Annotated in this window: 21 protein-coding genes; 9 read left to right on the forward strand and 12 right to left on the reverse strand. The window is 65.0% G+C overall.

Annotated elements, in window-relative coordinates:
• Positions 1-67 precede the first annotated feature (67 nt).
• The 11 genes from IE126_RS12445 to IE126_RS12495 form a co-directional block, all read right to left on the reverse strand.
• Positions 68-3,085: a putative Ig domain-containing protein gene (locus tag IE126_RS12445; protein ID WP_189381170.1), complete on the reverse strand. Its 3,018-nt coding sequence runs from the start codon at positions 3,083-3,085 to the stop codon at positions 68-70.
• A gap of 211 nt (positions 3,086-3,296) precedes the next feature.
• Positions 3,297-4,562 carry an MFS transporter gene (locus IE126_RS12450; protein ID WP_189381171.1) on the reverse strand — a complete coding sequence of 422 codons (1,266 nt, stop codon included), beginning with the start codon at positions 4,560-4,562 and terminating at the stop codon, positions 3,297-3,299.
• Positions 4,563-4,590: 28 nt separating this feature from the next.
• Positions 4,591-6,117, reverse strand: a complete 1,527-nt coding sequence (locus IE126_RS12455) for an alpha/beta hydrolase (protein WP_189381172.1) — start codon at positions 6,115-6,117, stop codon at positions 4,591-4,593.
• Positions 6,118-6,248: 131 nt separating this feature from the next.
• Positions 6,249-8,303, reverse strand: coding sequence for a bifunctional sugar-binding transcriptional regulator/dihydroxyacetone kinase subunit DhaK (locus IE126_RS12460; RefSeq protein WP_189381173.1), 2,055 nt, complete (start codon positions 8,301-8,303; stop codon positions 6,249-6,251).
• The gene (dhaL, locus tag IE126_RS12465; RefSeq protein WP_189381174.1) at positions 8,303-8,953 is read right to left on the reverse strand and encodes a dihydroxyacetone kinase subunit DhaL; all 651 of its coding nucleotides are present in this window, start codon (positions 8,951-8,953) and stop codon (positions 8,303-8,305) included. Before dhaL (IE126_RS12465) ends, IE126_RS12460 begins: the two co-directional genes overlap by 1 nt.
• Positions 8,954-9,015: 62 nt before the next feature.
• Complete coding sequence (gene dhaL, locus IE126_RS12470; RefSeq protein ID WP_189381175.1) at positions 9,016-9,651, reverse strand: dihydroxyacetone kinase subunit DhaL; 636 nt, start codon at positions 9,649-9,651, stop codon at positions 9,016-9,018.
• Between the two features lie 7 nt (positions 9,652-9,658).
• Complete coding sequence (locus IE126_RS12475) at positions 9,659-10,651, reverse strand: dihydroxyacetone kinase subunit DhaK (protein WP_189381176.1); 993 nt, start codon at positions 10,649-10,651, stop codon at positions 9,659-9,661.
• Positions 10,652-10,658: 7 nt separating this feature from the next.
• Positions 10,659-11,417 carry a GolD/DthD family dehydrogenase gene (locus tag IE126_RS12480; protein WP_189381177.1) on the reverse strand — a complete coding sequence of 253 codons (759 nt, stop codon included), beginning with the start codon at positions 11,415-11,417 and terminating at the stop codon, positions 10,659-10,661.
• Positions 11,418-11,511: 94 nt separating this feature from the next.
• Complete coding sequence (locus tag IE126_RS12485) at positions 11,512-12,495, reverse strand: substrate-binding domain-containing protein (protein WP_108129574.1); 984 nt, start codon at positions 12,493-12,495, stop codon at positions 11,512-11,514.
• A 74-nt stretch (positions 12,496-12,569) separates the two neighbouring features.
• Positions 12,570-13,565, reverse strand: coding sequence for an ABC transporter permease (locus IE126_RS12490; RefSeq protein ID WP_189381178.1), 996 nt, complete (start codon positions 13,563-13,565; stop codon positions 12,570-12,572).
• 27 nt (positions 13,566-13,592) lie between these two features.
• Positions 13,593-15,071, reverse strand: a complete 1,479-nt coding sequence (locus tag IE126_RS12495; RefSeq protein WP_189381179.1) for a sugar ABC transporter ATP-binding protein — start codon at positions 15,069-15,071, stop codon at positions 13,593-13,595.
• A 348-nt stretch (positions 15,072-15,419) separates the two neighbouring features.
• On the opposite strand from IE126_RS12495, the gene IE126_RS12500 reads away from it, so the two are divergent.
• Positions 15,420-16,424, forward strand: coding sequence for an NADP-dependent oxidoreductase (locus IE126_RS12500; RefSeq protein ID WP_189381180.1), 1,005 nt, complete (start codon positions 15,420-15,422; stop codon positions 16,422-16,424).
• A gap of 70 nt (positions 16,425-16,494) precedes the next feature.
• The gene (locus IE126_RS12505) at positions 16,495-17,397 is read left to right on the forward strand and encodes a LysR family transcriptional regulator (RefSeq protein ID WP_189381181.1); all 903 of its coding nucleotides are present in this window, start codon (positions 16,495-16,497) and stop codon (positions 17,395-17,397) included.
• 30 nt (positions 17,398-17,427) lie between these two features.
• Here IE126_RS12505 and IE126_RS12510 read toward each other — a convergent pair whose 3' ends face one another.
• The gene (locus IE126_RS12510; RefSeq protein ID WP_189381182.1) at positions 17,428-18,333 is read right to left on the reverse strand and encodes a LysR family transcriptional regulator; all 906 of its coding nucleotides are present in this window, start codon (positions 18,331-18,333) and stop codon (positions 17,428-17,430) included.
• A gap of 307 nt (positions 18,334-18,640) precedes the next feature.
• On the opposite strand from IE126_RS12510, the gene IE126_RS12515 reads away from it, so the two are divergent.
• The 7 genes from IE126_RS12515 to IE126_RS12545 all read left to right on the forward strand — a co-directional run bounded on the left by IE126_RS12515 (position 18,641) and on the right by IE126_RS12545 (position 26,294).
• On the forward strand, positions 18,641-20,224 hold the full coding sequence (locus IE126_RS12515) for an ABC transporter substrate-binding protein (RefSeq protein ID WP_189381183.1): 1,584 nt from the start codon (positions 18,641-18,643) through the stop codon (positions 20,222-20,224).
• 76 nt (positions 20,225-20,300) lie between these two features.
• Positions 20,301-21,275 (forward strand): ABC transporter permease, encoded by a 975-nt coding sequence (locus tag IE126_RS12520; RefSeq protein WP_054302122.1) that lies wholly within the window; start codon positions 20,301-20,303, stop codon positions 21,273-21,275.
• Positions 21,275-22,180: an ABC transporter permease gene (locus IE126_RS12525; RefSeq protein ID WP_189381184.1), complete on the forward strand. Its 906-nt coding sequence runs from the start codon at positions 21,275-21,277 to the stop codon at positions 22,178-22,180. Before IE126_RS12520 ends, IE126_RS12525 begins: the two co-directional genes overlap by 1 nt.
• A complete protein-coding gene (locus tag IE126_RS12530) occupies positions 22,177-23,160 on the forward strand; it encodes an ABC transporter ATP-binding protein (protein WP_189381185.1) in 984 nt (327 codons plus the stop codon). The genes IE126_RS12525 and IE126_RS12530 overlap by 4 nt, the downstream gene beginning before the upstream one ends.
• Complete coding sequence (locus tag IE126_RS12535) at positions 23,157-24,161, forward strand: ABC transporter ATP-binding protein (protein ID WP_189381186.1); 1,005 nt, start codon at positions 23,157-23,159, stop codon at positions 24,159-24,161. Before IE126_RS12530 ends, IE126_RS12535 begins: the two co-directional genes overlap by 4 nt.
• Before the next feature lie 25 nt (positions 24,162-24,186).
• Positions 24,187-25,656, forward strand: coding sequence for an amidohydrolase (locus tag IE126_RS12540; protein ID WP_108129582.1), 1,470 nt, complete (start codon positions 24,187-24,189; stop codon positions 25,654-25,656).
• Between the two features lie 236 nt (positions 25,657-25,892).
• Positions 25,893-26,294: a DUF2177 family protein gene (locus IE126_RS12545; RefSeq protein ID WP_161806001.1), complete on the forward strand. Its 402-nt coding sequence runs from the start codon at positions 25,893-25,895 to the stop codon at positions 26,292-26,294.

The following is a 26,294-nucleotide window of genomic DNA, read 5'->3' on the forward strand; positions in this document are numbered from 1 at the left end:
TGGCCCCGGCGGCTCCCGGCATTCAGCCGGGCCGCGCAAGATCAGGGGGGCGTCCGCCCGTTGAAGGTCAGACGAAGATCATCGCCTCGGACAGCGCCTGGATCGTGGTGTCGCGGAGGATCAGGGTATCGCCCTCGCCGAACCGGATCACCACGTCGCCGTCAACCCGAGTGGCAAGGGCCCGCACTTCGCTGAACGAGGATACACCCAGGTCGCGCAGCTGGATCATGTCGGCAGACTTGCGGAAATCGGTGATGACATCGCGCCCTGAGCCTGCGGCGAAAACGAAGACATCCGCCCCGCCGCCGCCTGTCAGCACATCGCGTCCCGAGCCACCATCCAGCGTGTCGGCCCCGGTGCTACCTTTCAGAAGGTCATTGCCCTGCCCTCCGGTCAGCCGGTCATTGCCGCCACCGCCATCCAGCGTATCGTTGCCGCGCGCGCCATTCAGCGTGTTGCGGCCGCTGTTGCCGGTCATCAGGTTCGCGGAGCTGTTGCCGACGGCCGTCAGATCGGCCTTTCCGGTCATCGTGAGATTTTCCACATTGGCGGCAAGCGTCAGATCAACCGAGGTCCGCACATGATCCACGCCGCCCCGCCGCGCCTCGCTGATAAGATCGCCCGTCGCATTCACGATATAGGTATCGTTTCCGCTGCCTCCGGCCATTCTGTCCGCTCCACCGCCGCCGTCCAGCGTATCGGCCCCTGCCCCGCCGCGCAGCAGATCCTGGCCCGAGCCGCCGAACAGCCTGTCGTTGCCGCTGCCGCCATCAAGCGTGTCGGCCCCGGTTCCGCCTTTCAGCTCGTCGCCGCCCGAACCGCCGAACAGCTTGTCGCTTCCGGCCCGGCCATCAAGCGTGTCATTGCCACCGCCTCCCCGGATCGTGTCATTGCGATGCGATCCGGTCAGCGTGTCCTTTGCGGATGTTCCCACCAGCGGTTCCAGCGGAACGCGCGCTGTAGCGGCAGAGGTGATGGTTTCGCGCGTGCCATCGCCATCCTCGTAGCGCACGCGGACAGACAGTCTTGCCCCGATATCCGCCACCGACGGAATATAGGCGGCCTCCGTTGCACCGCGGATCGCTTTGCCGTCGCGCAACCATTGAAACGCAAATGCGCCAAGCCCGTCAGCATCGGCAAGCGCCGAGACATCGGCACGCACGGCAGTGCCGACATGCACTGACTTGTCGATCAGGATACGCCCGGTCGGCGCATCGTTGACCGGCAGGATGGCCAGCCTGAATTCATCGCTGACCTTCCATCGGCCATCGCTTGCCGTCACACGGATATCAAGAGCGCCGTTGAAGTTCGCGGGCGGTGTCCCGGTAAAGCTGCCTGTCGCGGTATCAAAGCTCAACCAGGCAGGCAGGGCCCGCCCGTTTGCCAGCCTTGCCGAAAGGACGGGCATCTTGCCCTCGGGGTCAGTGAAACTGTCGGACGGAAGGGTGAAGCTGAACCTGCCGCTGTCCTCCGCAAACCTGCGGTTCGCCAGCGGCCGGGTCACAACGGGCGCATCGTCCAGCGAGGCTGACAAGGGCGAGATATTTCCCGGCGCGAAAGCCGCGGCATCCGTGTCGCGGAAGGTGACCAGCCTGACTGCCTCAGCCGCCCCGTCCCCGTCGCTGTCCAGCCAAAGAACCGCATCGCCCCCCGCCTGGCGGAGGGAAAGCATCCCCTCGGCAAAGGGATCACGGCCCGCGCCGAACAGCCGGTCCAGCACCAGCACATCACCGCCTGTTCCTGCCTGAAAATCGGTAATTTCCAGTTTGTTGTCGACGGCTTCCGACCAGTTCTGAAGCACGATCCGGTCCTTCCCGGCGCCGGTCGTCACGCGGATCGCGTTCTGCGCATCGACGTTCAGCGTATCCGCCCCGTCCCCCAGATCGACCTCGCCGGAAACATCCGCCCAGACGAGCAGCGTATCATCGCCATCGCCCCCCGACAGGGTGACGACACCGGCGGAAGTTGCCGAAACGTCGAAATAGTCGCTCCCTGCCCCGCCATCGGCGACCAGCTCGCCGCCATAAAGCGTGCCGTAGATCGTATCGTTCCCCGCCCCGCCGTAGATCGAGGCGCCGTCATGGCCGGACAGGTTGTCATTCCCATCACCGCCGAACAGCGTGTCATTTCCGCTGCCCTGCCCGTCCAGCGTATCGTCTCCGGCGCCGCCATCCAGCAGGTCATCCCCATCACCGCCAAGCAGGTAATCCTGCCCCTCACCGCCATAGGCCGAGTCGTTTCCGCCCTCGCCCTGCAATTCATCATCGCCCAGGCCGCCATACAGAAGATCGGCGCCGCCGCCGCCATAAAGGCTGTCGGACGCCGCCGCGCCGCTCAGTGTGTCCTGCCCTTCACCGCCCGAGATTTGATCTTCGCGCAGGCCGCCGGTGATGCTGTCATTGCCGCCGGCAGCATCGAAGATGCTTTCCAGATCGTAAATCCGGGTATTGCCCTGATAACTGACCTCGATCCTGCCGGTATCGGAAAGCACCACGACATCGGCGTCCTCCCCACCGCTGGCAAGCGGGTGATCGCCATAGAGGATCGCAAGCGATTGCAGCCCGGACAGCGCATTGAAGTTCACCACTTCATCATAAAGATCGTAGTCAACCTCGAAGGAGTCGGTCCACCAGGTCCAGCTTTGATAGACGAGCGAGGTCTCGTCCGACCCGCTGGAAACGTTGCCGTAATCGTTCCGATACCACTCTGCCGTGCCAAAGAGGGTGTCGTAGGCATTGGTTCCCGGGCCGTATCCCACGAACCATTCCGTGATGGCGCCGTTGGCGTACCACATGTCCCAGGTGTTTGAATAAGAATGTGAATAGGTCGCATAGGTCTCGCTGAGCGAGGTATTCAGCGTGCCAAGCATGTGCCGCAGTTGTTCGACCAGAATGAACTCGAACGCCTGCCCTTCCACACTGCCCGTGAACACCAGATCCTGCGCCGCCTCGTTCAGCGAGGCCCCGGTCGGGTCACCGGAATCGCTGAAGCTGTAAGGATCGTAGGTCTCTGCGTAGCTGTAAAAAGCTGATCGCGAATCCAGTGTGTATTCAATGCGCATGGAGACGGGGATGTAAAAGCTCATTCAAATTCCTCCGGAATCGCCGGACGCACGCAATCACATGCGACGTCACAGGGGGACGGCACGCCCTGATCCACCGGGGCATGCGCCCTCGGTCAGCATGGCAACCAACAGATTTGATTGAGAATTTAACTCAAAGCCCTGCCACCCGCTTCCCCCCTGGGGGGGATAGCCGGGCGATTGTCGGTCTGGCGCTGCCACGGGAAGGCCGGTTTTACCGGGCACCGCGCAACAGCAGCGCCGCCGCGATCAGGCAGCAGGCCAGCGCGGGCAGCGAAGCCGCCCAGCCGATCAGGCTGTCACCACCCCCGGCGCGGGGCGGAACAAGCGACAGCGCGATGCCGTTAATCATCGCCGCCCCACCTGCCGCCAGCTTGTTGATGAAGGTGAAGGCCGCCGAGGTCAGCCCCTCCCCCGGCGCTTCTGCCATCTGCTGCGCCCGGTCGACCGTCTGCGGGATCAGCACCCAGGCCGCAAGCGCCAGACCGGACAGGCCCGCACCGCAGATCACTGCAAGCGCGAAGATCGGGGCAGACAGCCCGGCGGGCAGAAAGGGCATCACCACCAGAGCGCAAGCCGTTATCCCCAGCGCGGCAAGCGTCTGGCTTCTGGCGCTGACACGCTGCGCGATGCGGGACCAGACCGGAAAAGCCAGCAAAGCGGTGGCGAAGACCGCGCCCAGCACCGGAAACTGCCGCTCAGCCGGCAGGCCGATATGCAGGCTCAGATAGAAGGGCAGCACGGATTGCAGCAGGAATGGCGCGAGCACCAGCAGGAAGAACCGGCCGAATGGCAGCCTCTGCCGCAGCCTTCGCAGCCGCGAGAGACCCTGCCGCAATGTCAGGGGGGCTTCCGCACCCTGCGGATGTAGCATCCTGTCATCAACCCGCAGCAGAAACGGCAGATAGAACGCCAGTCCGATGACCGCGACGACCGCAGCCGCAAGCCCCCAGGTCAGCGGGGCTTCGGTATGGCGGGCAGCCTGGCCGACCAGCGCGGGAAATGCCGCCGAGGCCATCCCGACCGCAAACCATGCGACAACCATGTCGATGGCGACCTGACGGATCCGTTCGGGCCGCGTGCGGGCATAGCCCGGCAACAGCGCGATGCGCGGCACGGCAACCAGTGTGTAGAACAGGGCAAACAGTGAGAACCCTGCCGTCGCCGCCAGAAAAACCACGGTATGCGAGGTGCCCATCGCCGGGGCCAGCCACATCACCACAAAGGCACATGCCGCAAGCGGCAGCGAGACGCCGATCAGCCGCACCCGCCCGCCCCTGCGCGCCATCCGGTCGGACAGGAAGCCCACCGGAACATCCAGCACCGCATCCAGCACGCGCCCGATCAGGAACACCACCCCCGCAAGTGCAGGCGAAAGCCCGAGCACGGTGACGAGGTAATACAGAAACCAGCCATTCACCGAGGCAAACATCAGGTTTTGCGAAAGCTCAGGCAGGGCAAAGACAAGTCGGCGCAACATCAGGAACTCTCGTTACATCGGGAACCGGCTAGGTCCGGGGCACGAGACCCGCCAGCAGGCGAAACATCCGCCGCAGGCTTGGCCCCATCAGCAATTGCCCGGTTTCAGGCATGACATGCAACTCTGCGTCGGGCAATCCGGCGGCCAGCGCGCGGATCATGGGCAGCGGGTGGATGCTGTCCTGCGCGCCATGCAGGATATGAAGCGGCATTTTCAGATGCCGGGCCTGATCCCACTCAAGATCAAGCTGGAAGGCGAAATCGTTGCGGATTGAATGCAGCGAAAGCTCGATCGCCTCCTTGATACGGTGCCCGCCTGCAACTTCGTCCAGCTCGTAGCGGATGATCGCCCCATCCGCCGGATTTTCGGCAAACTGGTCCGTAAGGAAGCGGCGGAACCGGCGCTCTGACAGCAGGTGGCTCGTCGCGATCCGCAGGGCACCCTCTGCCAGCCAGGGCGTCCGGTCCAGAATGTCGAGAATGCTTTTGGCCAGCCGCCGGTTCGCGGTCTGCGGCCGCCCGCGCAGCACACAGGCCGCCGCAGTGCAGATCATGTTCACCCGCTCGGGGTGCCGCCGGGCATAGGCCAGGGCAATCTTCGAGGCCGCCGCAATGCTGACCAGTGTCGCCGTCGGCCCGCAAAAACAACTGCGCACAAGGTCAATCCCGCGCAACGCGTGGCGGATCGTTTCCTCTTCCGACGCGGGCCTGTCGTGCGGGGCAAGCTGACCGATCCGCAGCGGCCAGTACAGCCGCAGGTTCAGCCTGTGCAGTTCCTCGATATCCTCATCGGCGATACTTGGCAGGATCAGGGGATGCAGCATGATGACGGGCCGCCCCGCCACCGGCCCCATCGCCAGAACGCGGCACGGTTCACCATCACGGCCCAGAAGAACAAGCGATTGCACACCCTCGGGGTAGAAACGGTCGATATGGGCGTGAAAGGCCTGACTGTCGGCGCGCTGACGCTGGCTCGCCGCGGCCTCGACCCGGCGCAGGATGAAAGCACCGACAATGCGGCCAACCTCTTCGGTCGTGGCAAGACCGAACCTGTCGCGCAACGCACGGGCTTGTGTCTTGCGGGTCTCGGCGGATCGCAGGTCATCCTGATGGCCCGTCTTGATCGGGATACCTGCAAGAACCGCTGCAAGCAGTTGCAAAAGGGCTGGTGTCAGGCGCACGTCGGGAAAATCTGCGGCGAGGCAGCGCGCGAGCGACGACATGTCAAGAAAGACCACCATGCCCATCCCGCGTTCGGCCTCCGGCCGGATCACAAGCAGCTGACCATTGATCAGCCCGCAGGGATCACGCCGTCCCTCCCGCAACTGATCGACCATCGCCTGCCCGGCGGCAACCGGCGCGGCAATCTCGGCGGGCAGGTTTGGCGGCGCAAGAATGCGCCAGTGCGAGAAATAAAGCGCGGGCACGATCTGGCCTGCAAGCTCGATGCCGGGCAACAGGTTGAAGCTGTGCGCCGGGTCACCCCAATAGCGGGTCTCGCCGCGCGGATCGCGCACGACATTGTGCAGGTTATCAAGAAGTTCGCGGATCGACATTGCAGCAGCCCAGCTTCCCACGGGATGCTAGCAGGGTTTCCCGCAGCGGGAGAATGCCAAAATTCCCGGCAACCCGCAGTCAGCCCGCCGAACGGCCGCAGAAGCAGGGTTTGCGACAGGCGCGTGATGCGTCAGGGAACCACCAGCGCCGCTGACCGACAGGGCGCCTCCAGCAGGCCTGCAAGCTCGTCATCCAGATGCAGAAGCGTCAGCGACACGCCCGCCATGTCGAGGGAGGTGTAGTAAGGCCCGACCAGACTGCTGTGGACCTCGATCCCCCGCGATTTCAGTCGCTGCCGCACCCGGCGCAGAATGATGTAAAGCTCCATCGCCGGTGTGCCACCCAGCGAATTGACCAGAACCGCCACCCGGTCCCCTTCATGCGGGGCCATTTCGGCGAGGATGCGATCCAGAAGCAGGTCGGCACAATCATCCGCAGGGGCCAGTGGCTGACGCACCACCCCCGGCTCGCCATGTACGCCGACGCCGATTTCGATGTCGTTCGGGCCAAGCTCGAAACTGGGTCGCCGGGTTTCCGGCAGGCTGCCCGGTTCCAGCGCCAGCCCCATGGTGTAGGTGCGCGCATTGGCCCGCCGCACAAGCGCGTCGCAGGCTTCCAGCGGCAGCATCCGGTCGGCTGCCGCCCCGGCGATCTTGAAGATGAACACATTGCCCGCCACACCGCGCCGCGCCGCGCGGCTCTCTACCGGGGAGGAGGCGATATCGTCGGTCGTGACCACGGCACGCACCGCGATCCCCTCGGCCATGGCCAGCTCTGCCGCCATGTCGAAGTTCATCACATCGCCGGAAAAGTTGCCGTAGATATACAGAACACCTGCCCCGCCATCCACAGCCTGTGTCGCGGCGAGGATCGGGCCGGGCGGCGGCGAGGCGAACAGGTTACCAATTGCTGCGGCATCGGCCAGCCCCCGGCCGACATAGCCCCAGAACCCCGGCTCATGCCCGGCGCCGCCACCGATCACGATGCCCACCTTGCCCGCACGCGGGCCTTCCAGCGCACGGATGGCGCGCGGGCTGCCCGGCAGCGCGGCGATCAGATGCTCATGCGCCAGAAGCGCGCCTTTCAGCGCCTCGTCCACCGCGTCCTGCGGCGCGTTGATCAGCTTTTTCACATGGCTGCGCGCGGTCAGCGGCGCCTGAACCGGCGGCGGGCTGCGGCGCGGCGTGTCCTTGTAGCCTTCTGCGGTCAGAATCCCGCGCCCGGTCACCATATCGGTGACCAGCACATTGACATAGCCCCCGCGCAATGCCGCCAGAATGGCTGGCAGCTTGTCCACTCCGCCTGCGACCGCGATGCGTTGCGGGATGCGGCGCAGGGCGTCGAGGTCGATGCCGATGGTGCGTTCATGCATCGGCCCGATCACCGGCTCGCCGCGCGCGTTGATGAAGCGGCCGATGATGCTGCCCACGGCATCCTGATAATGCGCATGTTGCACGCCGCCATCCAGAAAGCCGCTGCTGTGGATCGTGCTTTCCGGCCGCAGCGAGGAAATCCCCATCACGATCCGGTCAGCCTCGGCCAGAATGGCCAGTTGCTCGGCCAGAACCGGCTCCTGCATCAGCATGGCGCGGATCTCGGGCGAAGACACTGTCGCGGGGGCCGAAATCGGGATGCTGCGCGCGTTCAGCGCCTCGGCGAGACGCGAGGCGCAGGCCTCGGGTGTCCACGGGATCTTCGCCGTGGTGCCGCCGGTGGCCTGCACCACCCGCACATCCTGCAACCCCGGGCGGTCCAGCGCCTCGGCCAGCGCCAGAACGGTGCGGCCCCAGGTCACGGCCAGCGTGTCTCCGGATTTGACGAAGCGCTGCAAGGTCTGTGCCCCGGCTGCCCCCAGCCGGGCGATCAGCGAACGGTCACCGCCCTCGGTCGGGATCACCAGACAATCCTGCAAGCCGAAATGATCGCGCAGCGCCTGCGCGATGGACAGGCTGCGGAATTTGTCGGGCGCGATCTCGATATTCACGATGCCGCGCGTGCGGGCATCGGCCAGATAGGCATTCACCGAGGCGCGGGACAGACCCATCTTCTCGGCGATTTCGCCCTGGGTCAGCCCTTCCTCGTAATAAAGCCAGGCGGCCCAGAGCAGGGGATCGTCGCCATAGCGCAGCGGCATGGCAGAAGCGGTATCCCCGTCACCTGATTTGCTGCCCGGACGCGGCGCCATCAGGGCCGTGCCTCGGACAGATACCGGGCCAGCCCGTCACGGAGGGCGGCGATGACGATGACAGCCGAAGCGGCGCCGGGGTCGATGTGGCCAAGGCTGCGCTCGCCCAGCCGGGCGGCACGACCGACAGAGGCGACCATGGCGCGCGTCGCATCACGCCCGTCCTCGGCTGCGCGCAGCGCGCGGTCCAGTCGCGTCAGGGGATCGCCCGGCAGTTCAGCCGCCCGCGCAGCAGGCGCCCAGACATCCATCATGGTCTTGTCACCCGGCCGGGCCTTGCCCCGATCCCGGATGCCCGCCGCGAAGGCCGAAACCAGAGCAGGCACATCCTCTGCCGCGATTTCGGCCCGTCCGGCGAATTGCTGCCCCGCCCGCAACAGGGCGCTGGCATAAAGCGGGCCGGTCGTGGCCCCAACGGCATTCAGGAAGGCCCGGCCCGCAACGGCGAACAGATCCCCCGCTGCGCAACCCACTGCCGCCGCTTCGGCACTGGCCCGCACCACGGCGGCAAAGCCATCGGCCATGGAATTGCCGTGGTCCGCATCCCCGATAGCACCGTCCAGCACACCAAGTTCCGACCGCGCCTCGGCAAGACGCCGGGCGATCACACGAAAAAGGGCAACAATCTGATTGGCGTCCAGCGGGCTCATGTGGTCACTTGGCCCCAATCCCCGCCCCGACGCAAGAGCCGAAGCGGGAGCGGCCTCCTGGCTCAGGCCAGCCTGCGCTGTACCGATTGCGCGAGGGTCGTGAGGATCATGCAGCAGGAGGTCGCCCCCGCATCCAGCACCCCGCGTGACCTTTCGCCAAGCCGGCTGGCCCGCCCGATCTTCGCCACCAGATCAATGGTACTGTCGCGCCCGGTTTCCGCCGCCGCAGCCATAGCCCGAAGCGCTGCGGCAAAACCCTGCCCCTGCGCTGCGTCAAAGGCCGCGACGGCGGGAACCAGCGTATCCATCAGCGTCTTGTCGCCCACCTCGGCCGATCCGACGCCGCGCACGCCCTCCAGCCCGGCATTGAGCATGGTGGAGAAGGTCGCCGCGTCAATCACCTCCCGGCCTGTCAGCGCCCCGGCCATATCCTCGAACATCAGCCCGTAAAGCGGACCCATTGAGCCGCCGATTTCTGACATCAGCACATCGGACAGCACCAGCATGGCGGCATCCAGCGTCATGCCCTTGCCATGGATACGTTCTGCCGCGCGGCCAAATCCCTTGGCCATGTTGATCCCATGGTCGCCATCGCCGATCTTGCCGTCGATTTCCGACAGGAAGGCCTTGTTGGCCACGATCACCGCGGCCAGTTCCTCGACGATGGTGGCCTGATCTGCATTCTGGATTGTGGTCATGTCAGCCTCACAGTGTCGGAGATGCGGTTTCAAGATCAAGCAACGCCTTCAGTTCGGCATCCAGCGCCATCACGGTCAGCGTGGCGCCAACCATTTCGAGCGAAGTGAAATAGTTGCCGACCAGCGCCCGGTGGATCCCCATGCCCATGGCCGTCAGCCCCGCCTCGATCCGGTCGTAAAGCACATAAAGCTCGTTCACCGGCGTGGCACCAAGGCCGGAAACCAGCACGGCAAGCTCGGTCCCTGCGGGCAGGGCGTGATCTTCCATCACGATCTTCAGCATGTCATCGGCCACTTCGTTGGCCGTCTTGAGCGCCTCGACCCGCGTGCCCGGCTCCCCATGATGGCCGATGCCCACTTCCATCGTGCCCGGCTCGATCTGAAAGTTCGGGTGCCCGACGCCCGGCAGCGTGCAGGGACCAAGGCCCACGCCGACAGACCGGCAGGCATCAATCGCCTTCTGCGCCGCCGCCTGCACTTCGGCGAGGCTCGCACCCTGCGCGGCTTTCGCCCCGCCGATCTTCCACATGAAAATCTCGCCCGCGACGCCACGCCGCTTGGCGCGTTCCCCGGGCGGGGCCGAACAGACGTCATCATTGGCGACGACGGTAGCGACCTCAATACCCTCCTTGGCCACCATCCGGGCGGCCATTTTCACATTCATGTTGTCGCCCGCATAATTGCCATACAGCACCGCGACCCCGGCCCCGCCATCTGCGGCCCTGATCGCATCGGCAAAGCTTTTCGCCGTGGGCGAGGAAAACAGCTCTCCCACCGCCACCGCATCGACCATATTGCGCCCGGCATAGCCGATGAAGGCCGGTTCATGGCCGGAGCCCCCGCCGGTCACAATGCCGACGCGGCCCTGTTGCGGCGCGGCATTCGACACGACCACACGCGGATTTCCGGCATCCAGATGCACCAGATCCCGGTGCGCCTTCACGAAACCGGCGACGGTTTCATCGACCAGATCGTCGGGATTGTTAATGAATCTCTGCATGTTCGTCTCACTTCACGGTATAGCCGCCATCGACCAGAAGGTCGGCGCCATTGATCATTGCGGCCTCGGCGGAGGCCAGAAAGACAGCTGCCGCCGCAATTTCATGCGGTTCAGCAAAACGGCCTGCGGGGATCTGCGCTTTCATCGCCTCACCCTTCGGCCCGTCCCAGGCCTTGCGACCCAGATCGGTCAGCACCACTGTTGGCGAGATGGAGTTAACCGTGATGCCGTGGCGGCCCCATTCCAGCGCCAGCGTTCTGGTGACGCCGATAATCCCGAATTTCGAGGCGCAATAGGCGACATGGCCGTCAATCGCCACCGAGCCCGCCTGGCTTGCCAGATTGACGATGCGGCCGCCGCGCCCGGCGGCGATCATCGCCCGGCCCACTGCCTGCGCCATCAGAAAGCTGCCGGTCAGGTTCACTGCGATGGTGCGATCCCATGCGACGGTGCCCAAATCCTCGGCCGGGGCAAGATCGACGATCCCGGCGCTATTCACCAGAATGTCGATGGCGCCCATCTCGGTCTGCACCTTGGCCACGGCAGCGGCGACGCTATCCGCATCGGTCACATTGCAGGCAAAGGCCGCAGCCCCCGGCAGGTCCGCCGCGCGGGCGGCAGCTGCCTCGCCGATCATGTCCAGAAGCGCGACGCGCGCGCCCTTGGCGGCAAAGGCTTCGGCAATCGCCGCGCCGATGCCCGAGGCCGCGCCGGTCACGACGGCCAGCTTGCCGGCAAGTGAAAAGTCGAAAGTCGGAGCGACCATGGTTCTGTTCCTTGAGATTGGAGCCCTGTCGAAAGGCACCCGGGGCCGGGACGGGAGCGAGAAGCCCGGCCCTCGGGTCTGTGGCCCGGGTCGGTTACTGGCGGGTGGCCAGCAGCGCGTCCACGTTGTCCGCCGTCACCGGCGTCCACGGCACATTGTACTCTTTGGCCTTGCCATCAGCCCAGGGCATGTCGGGATATTGCGACCAGATTTCCGACATCGGCTTGTAATCCGGCAGCACGGCGGCAATGGCCAGATCCAGGGCACCCTGCGCCTGCGCATGACCATCCTGAAGGATCGAAGCCATATCGCCAGCCTTCACCGCATGCAGCGCGTCGGTCACGCCGTCGATGCCCGCGATGGCGAAATCGGTCGGCTTGAGACCCGCGGCTTTCACGGCCTCGATCGCGCCAAGTGCCATCTCATCATTCTGGCCGATGATCCCGGCGATCTCACCCGGATGCGCAGTCAGCCAGTTTTCCATAAGGGTCTGCGCCTCGGCACGGCTCCAGTTCGCGGTCTGCTGCTCGATCACCTTCACATCAGGGCATTCGGCCAGGGCCTTCTGGTTGCCTTCAAGCCGCTGGATCTGCGCCGACTGACCAATCGGCCCCTCGATGATCACGACATTGCCCTTGCAACCGATCTTGTCGAGCACATGCTTGGCTTCCATATAGCCCGACTGCACGTCGTCCGACCCGACATAGGCCGTCAGCTTGTCGCTGTTCACGCGGGTATTCGACCCGAAAACCGGGATGCCTGCCGCAGCGGCGGCATCAACGGCGGCGGCACCGGCCTCGATGTCGATGGGCACAAAGACAATGGCCTTGTAGCCTTGGGTGATCATCGTCTCGAACTGTTCCTGCTGGACCAGCGCATCATAGCGGCCGTCGAATACGGTCAGTTCCACCAGACCTTCCTTCACCGCCGGGTGGTTCTCGGCCGCCTGGGCCCAGATCTGCATGAACTCGGCATTGAGCCCGTAGACAGCAGCCCCGATCTTCGGCTTGTCCTGCGCCCCGGCCAGACCAGCCACCAGCGACAGCGCCGTCGCAAGCATCAGCGTCTTCTTGGTCATTTGCGTTCTTCCTCCCATTTGGATCACGCGGTCATGGCGGCGGGCCGTTCGCCCGCGCCTCAAGTCGAGGACGGTCAGTCCTGCTTGTTCTTGGATTGGTCGAGCATCACGGCAGCCACGATCAGGAAGCCCTTGATGACCTGCTGGTAGTAGGATTCGACCCCCATCAGATCGAGCCCGTTGTTCATCACGCCGATCAGCAGCGCCCCGATCAGCGTGCCGGACACCCGCCCCACCCCGCCCGCAAGGCTTGTGCCGCCGATCACCACCGCCGCGATGGCGTCCAGTTCATAGGCGATACCCGCCTGCGGCAGCGCCGATCCGGTGCGCGCGGCAAGGATCATCCCGGCCAGCCCGGCAAGCGCACCAGAGATCACATAGACCATGAAGCGGATGCGGTTCACCGGCAGGCCCGAAACCTTGGCTGCATGCGGATTTCCGCCCACGGCATAGATGTGGCGACCGAACCGAGTCTGGGTCAGCACGAAATGCGCAGCGGCAAAGGTGCCCAGCAGGACGAAGATCGGGACCGGGATGCCCAGAACGCTGCCGGTGCCAATCCAGCGGAAGGAATCGCTCAGCGCCGGGATGGGGCGGCCGCTGGAATAAAGCAGGGTCAGCCCGCGCGCCGCCGACAGCATGCCCAGTGTCGCCACGAAGGCCGGCACGCGGAACCGCGCCACGATTACCCCGGAGACGCCGCCACAGCCCATGCCGACCAGCAGCCCGATGGCGATGGCCACCAGCGCAGGCCAGGGCGCGCCCGGAATGAACCCGGCCGAGGATGTGGTCGCGAAAGAGGCGGAAACCACCCCGGTCAGCGCCACAACCGAACCGACCGACAGATCAATCCCGCGCGTCAGGATGACAAAGGTCATGCCAATCGCCAGAACCCCGTTGATCGAGGTCTGCCGCAGAACGTTCAGCACGTTACGCGTGGTCAGAAAGTTCTCGTTGATCAGCGTCAGCGTCAGACAGGCCAGAAGCAGCGCGAAGACGATGCCGTATTTCTGCACGATCTGTCCGGCCGACAGACCACCGCCCGCCGGGGTCTTTGCCTTGAGTTCCATATCCCTGTCCTCCCTCTGCGCCTGCCGTCACGCGGCCAGATGCAGCAATCCTTCAGCCGAGAGCGCATCCCGGCCCAGTTCTCCGGCCATGCGACCGTCCTTCAGCACGATGACCCGATCCGCCATGCCCAGCATTTCGTCGGTTTCCGAGGACACCATCAGCACGGTGCCGCCCGCGCGGGCGAAATCGGACATCACGCGATAGATCTCGCGCTTGGCGCCGACGTCGACGCCGCGTGTCGGCTCGTCCAGCAAAAGGATGCGCGGCGCGGTGAGAAACCACTTGCCCAACACCACCTTCTGCTGATTGCCACCGGACAGATGCCCGACACCCAGCGCATCGCTGGCGGTCTTGATCCTCAGCTCGTCGATCATTCGCGCCGCCGCATCGCCCTCCTGCGCCGCGCGCATCACACCAGCGCGGGACAGCGCCGCCAGCGTGGCAAGGCACAGGTTGTCGCGCACGCTGCCCGACAGCACGAGGCCCGAGCCCTTGCGATCCTCGGTCACATAGGCGATGCCCGCGGCAATGGCGTCGGCAGGCGAGCGCAGCAGCACCTGCCGCCCCCCCACCGCGATCTGCCCGCCAGTTTCCGCGCAAAGACCGAACAGGCGGTCGAAAATCTCGGTCCGGCCCGATCCCATCAGGCCATAAAGCCCGAGGATTTCGCCCCGGTGCGCGGTGAAAGAGATATCGCGCACGCCGCGCGCCGCCGACAAACCGCTGACGCTCAGCACGGCTTCCGTGCCCGGCGTGTTTTCCTTGATGAATTCCTCGGTCAGCGGGCGGCCGACAATCAGCTGGATCAACTGGTCCTTGCTGATCTCTGCCATGGCGCCGGTCTGGACGAAGCTGCCATCGCGGAACACGGTGTAGCTGTCGGCGATGGAAAAGATTTCCGACAGGCGGTGGCTGACATAGATCACCCCCTTGCCTCGCGCCTTCATCGTGGCAATCGCGGCGAACAGATGTCCGGCCTCCGCCTCGCCAAGCGCCGAAGTCGGCTCGTCCAGAATGATGACCTCGGCATCATAGCTCAGCGCCTTGGCAATCTCGACCAGCTGGGTCTGCGCGACGGTCAGATCCATCATCAGATCGGTCGCCCGGATGGAGAAGCCGAAACCATCCAGCAAATCCTGCGTCTGACGATTGAGGGTGGCAAAGTCGATACGGCCAAAACGGCCCACCGGCTCGCGCCCCATATAGATGTTCTCGGCCACCGACATGGCAGGCACCGGCGAAAGCTCCTGCTCCACGATGGCGATGCCGTTGGCCAGTGCCTCGGCCGGGCTGGAAAAGCTGACCTCGTCCCCGCGGCGCCGGATCACGCCGCTGTCGCGTGGCTGGATGCCCATGACGATCTTCAGAAAGGTCGATTTGCCCGCACCATTGCCGCCGCACAGCGCATGGACCGAGCCGGGTTCCAGCCGGAACCGCCCATCCCGCAACGCCGGAACGCCTGAAAAGCTTTTCACGAGGTCCGAGACCTCCAGCAGTGCCGCCATCTTCCCCTCCCCGGTATCGACCATAAGTCACCAAATGGTCGACATTTGTAAGATATCTCCGAACTGACTAATGTCAATTAAATGATGACTTTTGAAATTTTTGCTGCAGCAGGGAAACATCATGTTGAAAATGTTAACATTTTTAGAAATCCGACGCGCCGGACACTTTCAGGACGTCCCAGAGCAAACCCGAGCTGACGAATCATCCGGCCCGAAGGCCCCTCGGAGGGCCACGCGGAATTGGGGCAACTGTTCGCCAGGCTGAACACTGTGTCTGCAAGCAAGGGCTGTCTCGCCACCCCGGTGGCGGCTAGTCTGCCCCTGCATCCTGACACCAAGGACAAAGCCATGACCTCAAACCCCACCTGGACCCTCAAACGCTTCCCGACCGGCATGCCTGCCCCGGAGGATTTCAGCCTTGAGGACCGGCCTGCCCCCGTTGCCGGACCCGGCGAGCTTCTGGTGCGCACGCTCTGGCTGTCGGTGGACCCCTACATGCGCGCGAGGCTGAGCCCGGCGAAGAACTATGCTGCCGGGCAGCAGATCGGCGAGGTGATGCAGGGCGGCGGGGTGGGCGAGGTCGTCACTTCGAACTCTCCGCTGTTTCGCCCCGGCGATATCATTCAGGCCGATGATTTCGGCTGGCAGCCCTACACCACGGTGGCGGCGGATACCGCCATGCGGCTGGACCCTGATGCCGCGCCTGTGCAAACCTCGCTGGGATGCCTCGGGATGCCTGGCCTCAGCGCCTATTTCGCCTTGCTGAATGTCGGCCGCCCCAAAGCAGGCGAGACGGTGCTGATTTCGGCCGCCTCGGGCGCGCTGGGTCAGATTGCCGGCCAGATTGCCCGGATCAAGGGGTTCAATCCGGTCGCCATCGCCGGGTCCGATGCCAAGGTCGAATGGTGCAGGAGCATCGGCTATCAGGCCGGGATCAACCACCGGACAGCGGGCGACCTGACCGCCGCCATCGCGCGCGCCTGCCCCGATGGCGTCGATGTCTTCCTCGACAGTACCGCAGGCCCGCTGCATGACGCAGCCCTGCTGAACCTCAACACCTTTGGCCGGATCGTCGTCGTTGGCACTGTGGCGCTTGCCGACAGGTTCGACCAGCCCGACATCGGGCCGCGCTTCCTGCGCCGCATTCTGGTCACCCGCGCCAGGATCGAGGGCTTCCTGCTGAATGACTTCGAGGCACATTATGCCGAGGCGCGCCGCGATCTGACCGCCTGGTATCAGCAGGGCCTGCTGGAGGCGCGCGAGGATGTAGCCGAAGGCATCGAAGCCGCGCCGCAAGCCTTCATTCGCATGCTGAAGGGCGAGAATTTCGGCAAGCAGCTGGTGAAGCTCTGATCCAGAGGCCATTGCGGGCTGCCGGTCATGCCGGATACTGTTCCACGAGCCGGACATTACGGGTGACAAGGTGGACAGTCTGGATGACATGATCCTTCTGGCCGAGGTGGCCGAAACCGGGAGCTTCACACAAGGCGGTCAACGGCTTGGCATCCCGAAATCGACTGTCAGCCAACGCATTGCCCAGCTTGAGGCCCGGCTGGGCCTGCGCCTTCTGAACCGATCCACCCGGCAGGTGACGCTGACGGCGGCGGGCGAGGTCTATCTGGCCTATTGCCGGAGGGTCAGGGAAGAGGCGCAGAACGCCGCCGTGGCCATGGGCCATCTCAAGACGCAACCGGAAGGCCAGTTGCGCATCACCTGCCCCGAGATCACCGCCAGCCATTTCATGCCGCGCTTCCTGCACGGCTTTACAGGTCGCCATCCGGGCATCACGGTGGAGTTGCTCGCCACCAACCGTCCGCTGGACCTGCTGCGCGAACGGATCGACTTTGCCTTCCGTGTCGGCGTCCCACAGGGGCAGGACATGATCCTGCGGCGGATCTCCGCCATCCAGCGGCTGCTGGTCGCCGCCCCGGCCTATCTGGCAACCTGCACCTCACCAAGCCATCCCGCCGAGCTTGTGCAGCACCGCTGTCTTGTCCATGACACCCAGCCCGACTGGATCTTCCACGGGGCGGAACAGGTCAGCCTGCGACCACCGACCTCGTTTTCCTCGGATTCCATGGGGTTCCTGCTGCAATCCACCCTGCTTGGCAGCGGCATCGCGTTGTTGCCCGCCTATGTCTGCCAGCCCGCACTGGCCAGCGGCGCCCTCGTCCGCCTGCTGCCGGGCTGGACCCCTGCGCCCTACGAGATGACGATGATCTTCCCGAGCCGGGAAAACCCCTCGCGCGCCCAGCTGGCCTTTCGGGATCATGTGGACGGATATGATTTTTCTGCTTTTGCAGCACCTCTGCCGGGAACAGGATGACGCCCCGACACGCCGTCGGGGGGCAGCCTGTCAGACCTGTATTTCGGCACAGACCTCCGTCATCTCGCGGATGAAACTGGTAACAAGCGGGCGATGCGCCGGACGGCGGCGGTAGACGATGCCAATACTGCGCGTCCACAGTGGCACATCCAGTTTCAGCGGCACCAGCTGCGCCGATGCGCCGCGCGCGAAGGCGCTGGTGTTCGACAAATAGCTGAGCCAGGGCGAACCAGCCAGCATCGACACCTGAAAGGTGGAGGAGGTCGTCTCGCAGATCGCCTGCGGCAGCGGCAGTTGCGCATTGGCGAAAAGCGCATCCAGCGCCGTGCGGTCCGGGTCAGGGCGGGCGGGAATGATCCACAGCCAGTCGCGCAGGTCGGCCAGCCGGAGGCTGTCACGAGCGGCGAGGGGATGCGCCCGGTCGGCCACAATCACCAGAGGCACCTTGATCAGATCGCGATATTCCAGTTCCTCATCGGGAAAGTCGCGGGGGCGCGACATCAGCGCGATGTCGATGGTTCCGTTCAGCACCTGATGTTGCAGGGCGGGGCTCAACTCTTCGTTCAGGGTCAGGTTCACGCCGGGGTGGCTTGCAAGAAAGCGCCGTGCCGCATTCGGCAGGATCGTGCGCAAGGTTGTGGCAATCCCACCGACCCGCAGCCGCCCGCGCTGCGCCCCCCGCATCGCATCCAGCTCGTCCCGCGCCTCGTCGGTCAGGGCCAGAACCGCCTCGGCATATTCGATCAGGCGCTCGCCGAACGCGGTCGGGCGCACGCCCCATGGCCCACGGTCCAGAAGGCGCACCCCGGTCGCCTGTTCCAGCGCGCGGATGCTTTTGCTCAGAGCGGGCTGAGTGACGTTCAGCTTGTCGGCGGCAACACCGAAGCTGGCGTAACGGGCGACAAAGACAAGATTTCTCAACTGCCGGAAATCCATGGCCTCCTGCGATCCTCTGACCGGAATAACAATGATTTATGGCGCCATCCCGTTATTACATCAAGTTTTTGCCATGTCATTATAACTTATATTCATCGCTGCGGGCGGGTAAGTTCATTGCATCCCGGCAGGAACCGACCCAGATTTCCCCTGCCCGCCACGGCTCCGAACCGGTACCGGCAGGCGAATGCAGCAGGTACACCGGGAAACGGGGCCATGCGCAGGCCGGGCAGGCCCACTGCGCGCAGCAATGCAAGACAACAGCGATGCCCGCGTGGCCCCGAGCCTGCGGCGAAGAGGATTTGACATGCGCCTGACCAGACACCGCCTTCTGACCGCCACCGCTTTCGCCGCGCTGACGCTTGGCGGACCCGCCCTTGCCGACGATCTGACCATTGGCCTCAAATCCGAGCCCTCGTCGCTGGACCCGCAGTTCCATGTGCTGTCACCGAATATGCAGGTGGCCCTATCGATCTTCGAGGCCCTGACCACGCAGGATCCGACCGGCGCGGTCAAACCCCTGCTGGCGGAAAGCTGGGCACTGGCCAGCCCGACCGAATGGGATTTCAAGCTGCGGCCCGGCGTCACCTTCTCGGACGGCAGCCCGCTGACGGCAGCGGATGTGGTTTTCACCTTCGACCGCGTCGCCAAGGTGCCGAACAGCCCGACCGCCTTCACCCTGTTCACCCGCAAGATCGCCTCTGTCACCGCGCTGGATGATGCAACCGTGCGGATCACGACGACAGTGCCCTATCCGCTGCTGCTGGTCGACATCGTGAACATTCCGATCCTGTCGAAGACTGCCGCCTCCGGCCCCGCCCCCGAAGGCCGCACCACGACCGAGATGAACCGCGGCGAGGGCCTGATCGGCACTGGCCCGTTCACCTTCGTGTCCTGGCAGAAGGGGGCTGACCTCGTTCTGGCCCGCAACGAACATTATTGGGGCACTGCCCCGGCCTGGGACCGCGTGGTCATGCGCCCGATGACCAACCCCGCCGCGCGGGCGGCGGCGCTGCTGGCCGGGGATATCGACATGATGGAAGACCTGCCCACCGCCAGCATCGCGGATTTCAGGGCGAATAAGGCGGTCAATGTGGTTTCGGCCCCGCCTGCGCGCTCCATCTATATCGCGCTGGATCAGGAGCGGGATGACAGCCCCGGCATCGGGGGCGCCGGGGGCAAGAACCCGCTGAAGGACAAGCGCGTGCGTGAGGCCCTGTCACTGGCCATCGACCGCGCGGCCATTGTCGAGCGCATCATGGGCGGTGCGGCGGTGGCAGCGGGCAGCCTTGGCACCGGCACCATGTTCGGCACCAGCCCGGCGCATGTCGACGCGCCCAGGCCGGACACTGAACGCGCCAGGGCGCTGCTGGCCGAAGCAGGCTGGGGCAACGGCTTTACCATTACCCTCGGTTCGCCCAGCGGACGTTATGTGAATGATGCCCGCGTCAGCCAGACCGTCGCCGCGATGTGGAGCCGGATCGGCGTTACCACCGCCGTCGATGCTGTCGCACCCCCGGTGTACTTTAAGAACCGTGATGCGCTGGATTACAGCGCCTATCTGGGCAGCTGGGGCAATAACACGGCCGAAATCGGCACGACGCTGACGGCGCAGCTGATGACTTATGACAAGGCAAAGGGCCAGGGCACGGCGAATGGCGGGCGTTATTCCAACCCCGAGCTTGATCGCCTGCTGGACGAGGCCAGCGGCACGATGGACGACGCGGCCCGTAAGGCTCTGCTGGAACAGGCGGATGCGCTGGCGATGGAAGATTACGCCATCCTTCCACTGCATTTCGAAGTGCCGTCCTGGGCGCTGCGCAGCGGGCTGACCTATGCGGCGCGCGCCGACCAGTTCACCCTGCCGCAATTCGTGACGACGGAAAACTGACGCTCCCCGACTGGCCGCATCACAGGGTTTTCGGGCTCTGTGATGCCGCCCCTTTCTTTCTGAGGACCGCCGCCCCGTGCTTGTCTTTGTCATCAACCGGCTGCTCCAGTCCGTCATCGTCCTTCTGGTGATGTCGGTTCTGGTATTCGTCGGCATCTTCCTCATCGGCGATCCGACCGCGATGCTGGTCAGCCCCGAGGCAACCGATCTGGAACGCCAGATGGTGCGCGAGGCGCTTGGCCTCGACCGGTCCATGCTGGTGCAATACCTGTCTTTCATGGGCAATGCCTTGCAGGGCGATTTCGGGCGCAGCTTCCTGACCGGGCAGCCCGCGCTTCAGCTGATCCTCGAACGGATGCCCGCCACATTCGAGCTGGTGATCGTCGCCATGGGCTTTGCCGTGCTCGTGGGCGTGCCGCTGGGCATGCTCGCCGGGATGCGGCCCGAGGCGCCGTCCTCGCGCGCCATCATGGCCCTGTCGATCTTCGGCTTCAGCCTGCCGACCTTCTGGATCGGGCTCATGCTCATCATGGTTTTCGCCGTGCAGCTGGGCTTGCTGCCCGCCTCGGGGCGGGGGCCGGCGGTCGAGGTGGGGCCGCTGAAGCTCAGCCTGCTGACGCTGCAAGGCTGGTATCATGTGGCACTGCCTGCCCTGACGCTCGGCCTTGCCAAGGCCGCGCTGCTGATCCGCGTCACCCGCGCCGCGACGCGCGAGGTGTTGCCGATGGACTACATCAAATTCGCCCGCGCCAAGGGCCTGCCCGCGCGGCGCATCTTTGGCGTTCATCTGCTGAAGAACATCATGATCCCGATCCTGACGGTCAGCGGGCTGGAATTCGGGCAGGCCATCGCTTTTGCGGTCGTAACGGAATCCGTCTTTTCCTGGCCCGGCATGGGCAAGCTGCTGATCGATTCCATCATCACGCTGGATCGGCCCGTGGTCGTGGCCTACGTCCTGATCATGGTGTTCTTCCTGGTCATCCTGAACCTGGTGGTGGACCTGCTTTACATGGCCATCGACCCCAGCTCCCGCGAGAAGGTGCGCGACTGATGGCAGCTCCCATGATCCCTGCGGCAAAGACCGCCAGCCCGCGCCGCCTGTTGATGCAGCGCTTTGCCGAAAGCCCGCTGGCCGTACTGGGCCTCGGGACGCTGCTGCTGCTTCTGGGGTTTGCTGCACTGGCCCCATGGGTTGCGCCGCAAAACCCTTATGACATCGGCGCGCTGGAGATCTTCGATTCCCAGCTTCCCCCCGGATCAGTCTCTGAATTCACCGGCACGACCTACTGGCTGGGCACCGATGGACAGGCGCGGGATGTACTGTCCGCGATGCTGTACGGCGTGCGCACCAGCCTGATCGTCGCCGTGACATCGGTGCTGGGGGCACTGCTGATCGGCACGACAATCGGCATGGTCGCGGCCTATATCGGGGGCTGGGTCGATGCGGTGCTGATGCGCATTGTCGATCTCCAGCTGTCCTTCCCCGCCATTCTTGTCGCGCTCGTGCTGCTGTCGGTACTGGGCCAAGGCGTCGACAAGGTGATCCTTGCGCTGGTCATCGTGCAATGGGCCTATTTCGCCCGCACGGCCCGCAGCACGGCGATGGTGGAACGGAACCGGGAATATGTACTGGCCGCGCGCTGTCTCAACCTGGGGTCGCGCCGGATCATCTTTCGCCACATGCTGCCCAACTGCCTGCCGCCGCTGATCGTGATCGCCACCATCGACCTCGCCCATGCCATCGCCGCCGAGGCAACGCTGTCCTTTCTGGGGATCGGCGTCCCGGTGACCGAACCCTCGCTGGGCATGCTGATCGCCAACGGCTTTGAATTCATGATGTCCGGGCAATACTGGATCTCGTTCTTTCCGGGCATGGCGCTGGCCCTGCTGATCCTTGCGATCAATCTGGTGGGCGATCATCTGCGCGACATCCTGAACCCGAGGAATGCCCAATGACCGCAGCCGAACGGCCCCTTCTGTCGGTCGAGCGCCTTCAGACCCACTTCCACACCCGCGCTGGCGTGGTGAAGGCAGTGGACGGGGTCGACCTCACGCTCAGGCGTGGCGAAATCCTGGGCCTTGTCGGGGAATCCGGTTCGGGCAAGTCGATCACAGGCTTCTCGATCCTTGGTCTGATCGACCCGCCAGGCCGCATCTCAGGCGGGCGCATCGGCTTTGACGGCCGCGATCTGGTGACGCTGCCCGAGGCCGAGCGCCGCCGCCTGCGCGGCAAGGACATCGCGATGATCTTTCAGGACCCGTCGATGACGTTGAACCCGGTTCTGCGCATCGACACCCAGATGATCGAGGCGGTTCAGGTCCATGAAAAGATCAGTCGGCAGGCGGCGTTGCGCCGCGCCCGCGACGTGCTGGTCGCCGTCGGCATCCCCTCGCCCGACGAACGGCTGCAAGCCTATCCGTTCGAACTGTCCGGCGGGATGCGCCAGCGGATCGCGATTGCCATTGCGATGATCAACCGCCCGCGCCTGATCATCGCGGATGAGCCGACAACCGCGCTGGATGTGTCGATCCAGGGACAGATCATCCATGAGGTGAAGGCCCTGTGCCGCCAGACCGGCACCGCGCTGATCTGGATTACCCATGATCTGGCGGTGGTGGCGGGTCTCGCCGACCGCATCGCCGTGATGTATGCGGGCCGCGTGGTCGAAACGGGCACAACCGCCGAGGTCATCCGCAATCCGCAACATCCCTATACGCAGGGGCTGATCGCCTCGGTCCCCTCGCGCGAGACGCGGGGACACCGGCTGTATCAAATTCCGGGCATGACGCCTTCGCTGCTGAACCTGCCGCCGGGCTGCGCCTTCAGTGCCCGCTGCACTCATGCCACCGAAACCTGCCGCACTGCCCCCGAACTGACCGAGACCGGCGCGGGGCGCGCCTTCCGTTGCTGGCATCCTGTCGGAGACCGCCGATGACCCAGCCGATCCTTGAACTGCGCGGCCTGACCAAGACTTTCGTCAAGCCCGTCTCCGTCGCGGGGCATATCGCAAACCTGTTTGGCGCCAGACAGAAGAAGATCGAGGTTCGCGCGGCGGCCGGGGTCGATCTGGCCGTCCTGCCCGGCGAGGTGGTCGGCATCGTCGGTGAGTCCGGCTGCGGCAAATCCACCGTGGCGCGGATGCTGGCTGGCATCAGCAGCCGGACGGAAGGTGATATCCTGTGGAAGGGCGTCTCTGACCGCGCGATGACCGCAGATCAGAAACGCGACTTCGCCTTGCAGGTGCAGATGATCTTCCAGGATCCTTTCGCCTCGCTGAACCCCCGGATGCAGGTGCTGGACATCATCGGCGAGGCGCCGGTCTGTCACGGCATCATCCCTGCTTCGGAAAAGCGGGCCTATGTAACCGCGCTGATGGAAAAGGTGGGCCTGTCCGGCGCCTATGCCGACCGCTTTCCGCACCAGTTTTCCGGTGGTCAGCGCCAGCGCATCGGGATCGCCCGCGCGCTGGCCGTGAAACCGAAGCTGATCATCTGTGACGAGGCGGTGGCCGCGCTTGATGTGTCCATTCAGGCGCAGGTGCTGAACCTGTTCATGGACCTGCGGGATGAGTTCGGCCTGACCTACCTGTTCATCTCGCACAATCTGGGGGTCGTCGAACATATCTCGGACCGGGTGGTGATCATGTATCTGGGCCGGGTCGTGGAAATCGCTCCGACCGAGGCGCTGTTTTCTGACCCGAACCATCCCTACACCCGGTTGCTGATGGAACAACTGCCGGTGCTGGAGCCAGGCGCGCGGGACTATCAGCCGATCCGGGGTGAATTGCCCTCGCCGCTGGCGCCCCCGCCCGGCTGCCCCTTCCATCCGCGCTGCCCCGCCGCCACCGCGCGCTGCCGGGCCGAGGCCCCCGCCCTGCGCCCCATCGCAGCGGACCGGCTGTCAGCCTGCCACCTCAACGACCGCACTGCGGTCTGACCCTTCCCCGACCGGAGTATTTGACATGGACCGCTCGCCGCTTCCGGGCCGCAACGATTTGCTGAACACTGATCAGATCCTTGCCTGCGCAGACCGCAAGGCCGCCACTTTCATCGCCCTCAGCGACCGGGTCTGGGCCATGCCCGAACTGCGGTTCGAGGAATTCCGCTCGGTCGAGGAACATATCACCGCGCTGGAGGCGGAAGGCTTCACCATCACCCGCGATATCGCAGGCATGCCCACCGCCTTCATGGCCGAGTCGGGCAGCGGCGATGTAACCATCGGCTTTCTTGGGGAATTTGACGCGCTGGCGGGCCTGTCACAGGTTGCGGGCGCGCTGGAACCCGATCCGGTGCTGGCCGGGGGGAATGGCCATGGCTGCCATCACAACCTTCTGGGCGCGGCTTCGCTGTTGGCGGCGGTTGCGCTGCGCGATGCGCTGGCAGAAGCAGGGGTCGCGGCCCGGGTGCGCTATTACGGCTGCCCGGCCGAAGAGGGCGGATCGGGCAAGACCTATATGGCGCAAGCCGGGGCTTTCGACGGGCTGGACGCCGCCTTCTGCTGGCACCCGGCCGATTACAACCATGTCATGTCGGCAGCGACGCTTGCCAATATCCAGGCCTATTTCCGGTTCACGGGCCGCGCTGCCCATGCCGCCGTCAGCCCGCAGGTCGGGCGGTCGGCACTGGATGCGCTGGAACTGATGAATGTCGGCATCAACTTCATGCGCGAACACATGCCCTCCGAGGCACGGGTGCATTACGCCATTACCCAGTCGGGCGGCGTTTCACCCAATGTGGTACAGCCCCATGCCGAGGGCCTGTATCTGATCCGGGCGCCCCGGATGCAGGATGTGCAGGATCTCTTCCTCCGGGTGCAGAAGATCGCCGAGGGCGCCGCGCTGATGACGGAAACCCGTGTTGAGATGATTTTTGACCGCGCCACCTCGGGGATCATGCCCAATCGCGCGCTGGAAGAGGTGATGCAGCAGGAATTTGAACACATCGGCCCCCCGCCCTTCGATGCCGCCGACTTCGACTATGCCGACCGGCTGGCCGCCGCGGCGCTGACCGATGCCGACCGCCGCGCCAGTGCCGAGGCTTTCAATGCGCCTCCGGGTTTTCCGCGCAACCTGCATGATGAAATCCTGCCGCTGCCGCCGGAGCCACGGCAGTTCTACGGATCGACCGATGTGGGCGATGTCAGTTGTATCGTCCCCACCGCCCAATGCCTCACTGCGACCGCCGTTGTGGGCACGCCGTTCCATACATGGCAGACGGTGACGCAGGGCACGATGCCTCATGCCCACAAAGCGATGGTGACGGCAGCGAAGGTGATGGCCGCCACGGCCGCCCGCGTGGTCCGCGACCCCGAGTTGCGCACCCGCGCCTGGGCCGAACTGGAGCGCCGGGGCGGCGGCACGCGATATGCCTCCCCCCTGCCGCAGGGCACGACGCCCCCCCGCGATTCCTCGTCAAACCGAACGGCGCCCTGACGCCGCGCGCACATCGCCTCGCTTTCAGAACTCGCACCGCTTCGCCGGCGCCCGAGTGATCCGCCCCGGCAAATGCCGCGTATAGGATGGACGATCAGACTGCCGGTGCCCTGGAAATTCCCCCTCGCCCGGCGGACAAGACCGCCAGAATGCATGCGGACCGATGGTGACCTGCGGCGCGACCCGCTCGCACTGCTCCGGGCAGACCGCGACTGACAGAGGACAGATGTATCATGCTGCAAGCTGCGCTGCTTTATCTTGTCACCGCCGGGGTGTTTCTTGGCCTTGATGCCCTGGGCATCCGGTTCCTGATCCGCCCGGTCTTTGAACGCCATATCGGCGATCTTCTGGCCCAGCCGCTGCGGCTGGGTCCGGCAGCGCTGTTCTATCTCGCCTATGTCGCGGGCCTTGTCTGGATGGTCAGCTGGCCCGCGCTGAAGGCGGGTGATCCGTTGCAGGCGCTGATCGGCGGCATGGTGCTGGGGCTGCTGTGCTATGGCACTTATGAGATGACGAATTATGCCACGCTGGCCGCATGGTCGCTGGAACAGGTGATCATCGACGGCATCTGGGGCACGGTCCTGACCGGCTTTGCCGCCTGGGCCGGTGTCGCGGCGCTGAGCGGGCGGCTGGCCTGA

Source organism: Gemmobacter nanjingensis, assembly GCF_014652195.1.
Taxonomy (GTDB): Bacteria; Pseudomonadota; Alphaproteobacteria; order Rhodobacterales; family Rhodobacteraceae; genus Gemmobacter; species Gemmobacter caeni.

Excerpts from the sequence above, each read along its gene's own strand:
- IE126_RS12445 (WP_189381170.1), bottom strand. The coding sequence starts at position 3,085 with ATGAGCTTTTACATCCCCGTCTCCATGCGCATTGAATACACACTGGAT.
- IE126_RS12450 (WP_189381171.1), bottom strand. The coding sequence starts at position 4,562 with ATGTTGCGCCGACTTGTCTTTGCCCTGCCTGAGCTTTCGCAAAACCTG.
- IE126_RS12455 (WP_189381172.1), bottom strand. The coding sequence starts at position 6,117 with ATGTCGATCCGCGAACTTCTTGATAACCTGCACAATGTCGTGCGCGAT.
- IE126_RS12460 (WP_189381173.1), bottom strand. The coding sequence starts at position 8,303 with ATGGCGCCGCGTCCGGGCAGCAAATCAGGTGACGGGGATACCGCTTCT.
- dhaL (WP_189381174.1), bottom strand. The coding sequence starts at position 8,953 with ATGAGCCCGCTGGACGCCAATCAGATTGTTGCCCTTTTTCGTGTGATC.
- dhaL (WP_189381175.1), bottom strand. The coding sequence starts at position 9,651 with ATGACCACAATCCAGAATGCAGATCAGGCCACCATCGTCGAGGAACTG.
- IE126_RS12475 (WP_189381176.1), bottom strand. The coding sequence starts at position 10,651 with ATGCAGAGATTCATTAACAATCCCGACGATCTGGTCGATGAAACCGTC.
- IE126_RS12480 (WP_189381177.1), bottom strand. The coding sequence starts at position 11,417 with ATGGTCGCTCCGACTTTCGACTTTTCACTTGCCGGCAAGCTGGCCGTC.
- IE126_RS12485 (WP_108129574.1), bottom strand. The coding sequence starts at position 12,495 with ATGACCAAGAAGACGCTGATGCTTGCGACGGCGCTGTCGCTGGTGGCT.
- IE126_RS12490 (WP_189381178.1), bottom strand. The coding sequence starts at position 13,565 with ATGGAACTCAAGGCAAAGACCCCGGCGGGCGGTGGTCTGTCGGCCGGA.
- IE126_RS12495 (WP_189381179.1), bottom strand. The coding sequence starts at position 15,071 with ATGGCGGCACTGCTGGAGGTCTCGGACCTCGTGAAAAGCTTTTCAGGC.
- IE126_RS12500 (WP_189381180.1), top strand. The coding sequence starts at position 15,420 with ATGACCTCAAACCCCACCTGGACCCTCAAACGCTTCCCGACCGGCATG.
- IE126_RS12510 (WP_189381182.1), bottom strand. The coding sequence starts at position 18,333 with ATGGATTTCCGGCAGTTGAGAAATCTTGTCTTTGTCGCCCGTTACGCC.
- IE126_RS12515 (WP_189381183.1), top strand. The coding sequence starts at position 18,641 with ATGCGCCTGACCAGACACCGCCTTCTGACCGCCACCGCTTTCGCCGCG.
- IE126_RS12525 (WP_189381184.1), top strand. The coding sequence starts at position 21,275 with ATGGCAGCTCCCATGATCCCTGCGGCAAAGACCGCCAGCCCGCGCCGC.
- IE126_RS12530 (WP_189381185.1), top strand. The coding sequence starts at position 22,177 with ATGACCGCAGCCGAACGGCCCCTTCTGTCGGTCGAGCGCCTTCAGACC.
- IE126_RS12535 (WP_189381186.1), top strand. The coding sequence starts at position 23,157 with ATGACCCAGCCGATCCTTGAACTGCGCGGCCTGACCAAGACTTTCGTC.
- IE126_RS12540 (WP_108129582.1), top strand. The coding sequence starts at position 24,187 with ATGGACCGCTCGCCGCTTCCGGGCCGCAACGATTTGCTGAACACTGAT.